This window comes from Rhodococcus sp. G-MC3 (assembly GCF_030063335.1).
Taxonomy (GTDB): domain Bacteria; phylum Actinomycetota; class Actinomycetes; order Mycobacteriales; family Mycobacteriaceae; genus Rhodococcoides.
On sequence record NZ_JASISW010000015.1, the window covers coordinates 120,381 to 127,995 of the forward strand.

The following is a 7,615-nucleotide window of genomic DNA, read 5'->3' on the forward strand; positions in this document are numbered from 1 at the left end:
CTCGCCGCTCGTTCCCTGTGCCACACTCGAAACCATGGATTCGCATGCCGTCGAAATCACGGTCGTTGGCCAAGGGCACGCCACGTTCCCACCCGAACGCTGCACGGTCCACCTCACTGTGCGGTCCGACGGGCGCACCGCGGAGTCGGCGGCCGAACCCGCTCACATGCTGGTCAAGGAGCTCACCGGGTTGATCGACCCACTGTTCAACCCGTCGGACGGGCCGATCGACACCTGGTCGCTGGACCAGGTTCGACATTCTCGTAATCGGCCGTTCAATCACGACGGCGAACAGCTCCCCTACGTTTACCAAGCGCTGGCGTCGATCGACGTCGAGTTCAGTCAGATCGACGTGATCGACGCATTCGTCTATGCGGTCTCCGCGCTCGACGGCGTCGACATCGGCCATTTCGACTGGAAGTTGACGGACGACAGCGCCGCCGAGAAATCGCGTCACGTCCGGACACTCGCCGTGCAGGATGCCGTCGAGAAGGCAGAAGTGTACGCCGAGAGTGTGGGAAGGTCGTCCATCATTGCGCTTGCAATCGCCGACCCCGGATTGCTCGGAGTGTCCGCATCGGATCAGGAGTATGCGGTGGCTGCGCGCGCCTACAAGAGCGCCGAGGACGGCTTCGAGCTCAAGCCACAGGCCATCACGATTCGGTCCGAAGTCCACGCCAGATTTGCCGCCAGCTGAGGTACAGGCCGTGAGTGTTTAGTTGCGGCCTGGCGTGCTTGAACACGCACGGGCGGCGAAGCCGCACTAGGACGACCCGAACACTCCACCCAACGGAACATCTCGCCGGAAAGTGAGGCGATCGAACTCGCGGCCGTATTCGTCCACGGCCGCGATGCGCATCTCGCTCGGCACAATGCCGGGAATCCCAGGAACCACATCGACGCTGATGAACGAGTAGTTCCTGAAACGGACGCGTGACCACTGGACGGCCTCGTCCTGCTTCTCACCTTCGGGCGACCACACATAGCTGTTGGGAACACTGTTGTCCGCCAGCACATTGCCGCGGTACGACTCTTGCTCCGACGGTTGGAACGTGTAGCGCGGCCGGCCGCCGCCTCCGACCGTGTAGTACACCGTCCCGTCGTTCCGGGTATAAACGACCGCCTGATCACCGGCAACCTTCGTCGGGCGGCCACCTCGGATCGGATCAGTCCGCTCGAACACGTGATTGTGCCCTTGCAGAACGGCATCCACTTCGTAGCGATCGAAAAGCGCGGCCCACGCATCACGAACGCCGCCATCACTGGCATGGGCCTGCGTTGTCGAATACGCACAGTGGTGGAAGAAGCAAACGATGAAATCGATATTGCTGTCCGCTCGATACTTCGCCAGCGTCTGCTCCACCCAGGTGTTCTGCGCGCCGCCGCTGTACCCGGTGTTGGCCTTGATCTCGTAGGAAACATCGTTGGCGTCGAGGGACAGCACGGCGACATTGCCATAGACGAACGAATACACCGAAGGGCAACCGGCAGGGCCGTTCTCGGGCTGGTCGAGCCGAGCAGCATGACCACCGTAGCCGTTCGAGCTGTACAGCGCCTCCATATCGTGGTTACCGGTGGCGAAGAACCACGGGGTGGTCGCTGAGCTCGGCTCGATCGCCGCGAAGTAACCGTCCCATACGAACGGGTTGTACTTGTCGAACCCCTTCGGCGGCGTGACGCCACTCGGTGCGAACTGCGGCGGCAACCCGGCTCCCGACGGGTCCGCGTAGGCGATATCACCTGCCAGCACATGGAAGTCGGGCCTGCTGGCCGCGATCTGCCGGACGATGTTCGCCGCGTGCCGCACCGACGGCTCGTTGTCCGCTTTGTAGTACAGGTCGTCGTAGTCGCCTGCCTTCAGTCCCGCGGGCTGACTCGGCGTCTCGTCGACACCCTGATCACCCATCATCGTGAAACGGAACGGTGCAACGCGTCCCGGTGGCAGCGCCGTCGAAACCGACTGCACATCGCTCACGTAGCCGTCGTTGGTACGCCACCGGTAGAAGTGTGGAGTCCTGGGCGCCAGGCCGTCGACCGGGACGTGGACGTAGAACTGCTCGGCGCCGAGAATTCCACCATCGGTCTGTGGAACCTGGCTCACGAGGTTGCGTACTTCGGCTGACGTCGTCGCGCCGAGTGCAGGCGTCGGGCCGTGGTCGAGGAACACTCCCGTCACGCCGGGATTGCGCGACAGCTGCGCTGAGAACCGCAGCTGAGAGGCCGAATCCGCACCGAACGACGTGTGCCGGCCACCGACCGCCAGCGGCGCGTCCTGCGCGTACGCGATGCCGGACCACCGCGCATTCCCGACTGCAGCAACTGTCGCCGCAGCCGCCGAGCCCACGAGGAAGTTACGCCGCGATACCGGATTTCGCCGCAGAAAAGAGCGATGCCAATCGTGTTGTTCGGCCATCGTCATCTGTGCGGCAAGTGTCTCCGGAACCCCGGTAGCGACGGTTTCTCCCTGCGGATTGATCGGCATGTCGCGACTGTTCCCCCGGCAGGAGTACTTACCAACGCGTACAACCAACTCGTGAATGAACTCCAGGTGAACAGCATCAAAGAACGGGACGAACCAGCACCAAAGGGACAGCTACGGGAACGCGTCCCGCCACTGCGATGCGCGAGAAGGCTCTCCGCACTGCGTATTCGCCACTCCTACTGTCGGTTCCAGATGTGTCCGAGCGTAGGAGTCCACACCTTCGTCACTTCCTCGGCGGCCGGATGAACGACATCGCAGCCTTCATCGCAGGCGCTGGCACACGGTCTTTCCACGACATAGCGGTATCCATGGCTTTCGTGCGTGCAGACGTACCTCGTCCGAATTTCTTGTTGAACATGCTTCCTGCAGGCTCCATCTCCACGTGTAGCGGCGGCGCGCCATCGTTCGCACCGAGTGCGTGCGAGATGACCACACGCTGAATCTCGCTCGTCCCCTCGAAGATGGTGTACAGCTTCGCATCTCGATACCACTTTTCGAGCGGGTGATCGGTGATGTATCCCCACCCACCGCACGTCTGAATTGCTCTCGAAGTTGCATCGACGGCCACTTCGCTCGCCGCCAGTTTCGACATCGACCCCTCGCCCCGTTCGAAGGGCACACCCGACGCCGCCATCCAGCTCGCCCGCCACGTCAGCAACCGCGCTGCGTCGATGCGCATTGCCAGATCCGCCAACGGAAATGCTATTCCCTGCTTGTCGATGATCGGTCCGCCGAAAGCCTCACGCTCGTTCGCGTACTGGGTCGCGTATTCCAAGGACGCCCGCGCGATTCCCAAGGCCTGCGCAGCGACCATCGGACGCGTCTGCTCGAACGTTCCGAGTGTCGCCGAGCCGGAATGCTTTCCGCCCTCCACAGCCTCACGAGCCTTGGCCAGCTTGTATTCGAGCTTCTCCTCTCCGCCAAGTAGGTTCGCTCCTGGAACACGGCAGTTCTCGAACAAGAGCTCCGCCGTGTGCGATGCCCGGCACCCGAGTTTGTCCAGTTTGCGAACAAGCGTGAGACCGGGCGTTCCGCCGGGGACGATGAAGAGGGCCTGGCCTTTGTGACCCAGTTCGTCGTCGACGACAGCATTGACTACATGGACGTTGGCGATGCCGCCGTTACCGATCCACATCTTGTGACCGTCGAGAATCCAGTCGTCACCGTCGCGGCGAGCCCGGGTCCTCAGATTTCGAACGTCGCTTCCGCCCTCCGGCTCGGAGATCGCCAGAGCTGCGAGTTTCAAGTCTCCTGGCGTACCGAAGCACTCGGGCGCCCACTCCAGCATTTGTTCCGGAGACGCCGCCTGCCCGATAGCCGACAGCGCCAATGCAGGCATCACGACCGCCAACCCGATGCCGGCGCATCCCCAGAACAGTTCTTCCATGAACATCGGCAGCGATAAACCTGTCGGATCACCGATGAGATCCCGATAAAACAGCGGACTGTAAAAACCTGCCTGCGCTGCCTCCTCGAGCACCTCCCACGGAAACTCTTGTTCACGGTCGTATCGCGCTGCAACCGGACGCACGACGTTCTCGGCGAAGTCGTGCGTCCGGGTGACCAACTCGTGTTGCGCAGGCGTGGGCGTGAGATCGAAAGCCATGGATCCCCCATAAATCGTAATCGGCGTTGACGCTGTGACGCATACCCGCAAAGTGACCCGCGACACATGGGTGCACTCCGCTGAGAAGACGGCGCACGCTCATCCATGACCGTCACAACCAATCTGGCCCCAGAAGGGGTACGGCTGTGACCAGCGAAAATTGCGGGATTTCTTGTCGGTGTCCGCGCTTACCATCGCCGACCATGACGATGCCATCGATGAATGATCTGGATTTCACCGCACACGAACAGCGCTTTGGAACAACGACCTTCGAGCGCGGAACGCAGTACTTCCACGAAGGTCGTGTTGGATACGTGTGCTGGAGCGAAGGGGCGTCCACACTGTCCGCGTCGGTGCGCGGAAACCGCGCAACGCCATACTCCGCTTCGGTGTCACTGGCGGTCGAGCATGGACGAATGGTCGCCGTCGACTACGGACAATGCAACTGCCCAGTCGTATTCAACTGCAAGCATGTCGTCGCGGTACTGCTGCAAGCACACAAGGACTCCCGCGATTCAAGCGGAGGTGCACCACTCACCTCGGCAGAACATTGGGCGACAGCCCTTTCGCCCCTGCTGCGCGAACGGAAAGGTCCAGACACTCGGCGAGCACCCGAACTCACTGTCGGGCTGGAACTCGAACTCGAGTTACCGGACAACGACTCGAACGCGGTTCGGCTCCTGGCTCGGCCCGTGCACTCGCATGCATCCGGCGCGTGGACCAGAAAAGACATCTCCTGGAGCACCCTCCCGTATTCCCCAGATCCTGTTGTCGAACGTAGAATCGACCTACTGCGCGAACTGCATTCGCTGCACCTGATGCGCTCACATGGACGCGCCGCGGATTCGTTCTACCGATCACTACCCAACTCGATCGATCTCGCCGACGTCTCTGGCCGCCTACTGTGGGATCTCCTGTCGGACCTGGCCGACTACGAGTTGCCGCTCGTCGGACAATCCGGGTCACTCCCCTGGCCCAGGAAAGCACAGTTCGAGCTCGATATCACCGGCACACACGGTCTACAGGTCGAAGGACGGATAACCGTCGATGGTGCCCTCGTGCCTGCCGATCAGAGACGCTTTCTCGGCGACGATGGATCAGGAATCATTCACTGGGCCAACGATGCACGTGACGGTGGCCGCATCCACCGCTTCGGCCTCGCCCGATTGATCAAGCCGATTCCGCGAGATCTCCGTCGCGTCGCGTCCACAGCCTCGCCAATCGACATCCCCATGGAAGATCGGGTCACGTTCGCCGCATCGTATCTACCCGCGTTACAGCGCAGTTCGGCCATCGTATCGTCGGACGGCACTTACACTCCGCCCACGATTTCCGAGCCTGAACTTCACATCGTCCTGACATTTGTGACCGAAGATTCCATGCACGTGAGCGCACGGTGGCGCTACTACGTCGACGATACTGAACTCGACTTTCCTGCGGACTCACGCGACGTCACCACCGAGGTACGCGACGGCCCCGCCGAGAGCAACCTTCTCCGCACTGTGCTTTCACTGCTGGGCCTACCCGCCGACCAACGCACTGCGTTTCACCCTTTCACCCTCGCCGGCACAACGGCTGCCCTGTTCGTCACCGAACGCCTGAGCCTTTTGGATGGCTACGACAACGTCCACGTCGACAGGAGCGGAAACGTACCCGACTTCCACAACGTCAGCGAGAGCGTCCGTATCGCGGTGTCGACCACATCCGTCCGCGGCGAGAACGACTGGTTCGACCTCGGCGTAGTGCTCAGCATCGATGGAACCGACATCGAGTTCGCCACGGTACTTACCGCGATTGCGCGAGGAGACCACCATGTGCTGCTCGGCGACGGACGCTTCTTCTCACTCGACAGACCCTCCTTCCACACGCTGAGAACGCTCGTGGAAGAAGCACGGTCATTGCAGGACACACCGGATGGCCCACTGCGAATAAGCCGGTACCAGGTGTCGTTGTGGGAGGAACTGGCAGAGCTCGGCGAGGTCAGCCGCCAAGCGAGAGCCTGGCGGGAACAAGTGGCCGCGTTGTCGACACTCGGTTCGATCACTGCCCCGACACCACCGACAGATTTCGACGCCGAACTGCGGCCATATCAGCTCGACGGATATTCCTGGCTCCACTTCCTCTGGCGCTCTGGGCTCGGCGGCATCCTCGCCGACGACATGGGACTGGGAAAGACGATCCAGACATTGGCGATGATCGCCAAAGTCAAAGAGGACGGTCCACTTCCGGCACCCTTCGTGATCGTCGCCCCCACAAGCGTCGTACACAATTGGGCGCGTGAGGCCGCACGTTTTGCTCCCGGCCTCACCGTGGCCACAGCACTGGGGACCCGTTCACGGCGTCGAACAACCATCGCCGAGATGGCAGCGGGCGCCGACATCGTCGTGACGTCCTATACCGTTTTCCGGCTGGACTTCGAAGACTTCGACGCGGTGCCGTGGTCCGGTCTCATTCTCGACGAGGCCCAGTACGTCAAGAACCACAAGAGCAAGTCTTATCACTGCGCGCGACGGTTGAGTGCACCCTTCAAGCTCGCCATCACGGGCACCCCGATGGAGAACAACGTCATGGAACTGTGGGCGCTGCTGTCGATCACATCTCCTGGATTGTTCCCGTCGGCCAGCAAATTCACGAACGCATATCGACACCCCATCGAGAAGAAGGGGGACTCGGTCACGCTCGCCACACTGCGACGTCGAATCAGACCCCTGGTACTACGACGGACTAAAGAGGTAGTGGCACAGGATCTTCCCGCCAAGCAAGAGCAAATGGTCGAAGTACAGTTGAATCCCCGACACCGACGTATATACGAGACGCGGTTGGCCCGGGAACGCCAGAAAGTCTTGGGCTTACTCCACGACTTCGAACGCAACCGCGTTGTAATCCTGCAATCGCTGACAATTCTGCGGCAACTGAGCCTCGACGTAGCGCTCGTAGAACCGCAACACGACGATGTTCCCAGCGCCAAGATCGAGGAGCTGGTATCTCAACTGAAGGAGGTCATCGACGGCGGGCACCGCGCGCTCGTCTTCAGTCAGTTCACCAGGTTCCTCGGACGAATCCGAGATCGACTCGAAACCGAAGGCATCACCTTGGCCTACCTGGACGGTGCCACACACAATCGGAGCGACGTCGTGGAGCGATTCAGAACAGGAGCGGCGTCAGTGTTTCTGATCAGCCTGAAAGCCGGCGGGGTCGGTTTGACCCTCACCGAGGCCGACTACTGCTTCGTGCTCGATCCGTGGTGGAACCCTGCCACCGAGGCGCAGGCAGTCGATCGAGCACATCGAATCGGGCAGACGCGCACTGTGTTTGTGCATCGATACATCGCCCGCGGCACCATCGAGGAAAAGGGGCTCTTCCGGAAATGGAGTGCAGGTGAGGGCGCGGTAAACCCGGCCGGTGGGGTCGTGTCGTTGCGGTGAGGCGGGCTCCCGGAGGCCGATGATGAGGGTTCTCACGCCAACTCGTCACGACCCACCGGGGAGCCCTGTGTCCGAGAATACGACTGTTTCCGCTTCTGCCGT

The 7,615-nt window shown here is 61.5% G+C and carries 4 protein-coding genes; 2 read left to right on the top strand and 2 right to left on the bottom strand.

Annotation, left to right across the window (positions count from 1 at the left end; all coding sequences use genetic code 11):
- Window positions 1–34: 34 nt before the first annotated feature.
- Entirely contained in the window at window positions 35–697 is a 663-nt protein-coding gene (locus QMK17_RS17510) for an SIMPL domain-containing protein (RefSeq protein ID WP_283510553.1), read from the top strand.
- Window positions 698–763: 66 nt separating this feature from the next.
- On the opposite strand, the gene QMK17_RS17515 is transcribed toward QMK17_RS17510, so the two are convergent.
- A complete protein-coding gene (locus QMK17_RS17515) occupies window positions 764–2,482 on the bottom strand; it encodes a metallophosphoesterase family protein (RefSeq protein WP_283510554.1) in 1,719 nt (572 codons plus the stop codon).
- Window positions 2,483–2,705: 223 nt separating this feature from the next.
- The gene (locus QMK17_RS17520; protein ID WP_283510555.1) at window positions 2,706–4,088 is read right to left on the bottom strand and encodes an acyl-CoA dehydrogenase family protein; all 1,383 of its coding nucleotides are present in this window, start codon (window positions 4,086–4,088) and stop codon (window positions 2,706–2,708) included.
- 203 nt (window positions 4,089–4,291) lie between these two features.
- On the opposite strand from QMK17_RS17520, the gene QMK17_RS17525 reads away from it, so the two are divergent.
- A complete protein-coding gene (locus QMK17_RS17525) occupies window positions 4,292–7,513 on the top strand; it encodes a DEAD/DEAH box helicase (protein ID WP_283510556.1) in 3,222 nt (1,073 codons plus the stop codon).
- The last annotated feature ends 102 nt before the right edge of the window (window positions 7,514–7,615 follow it).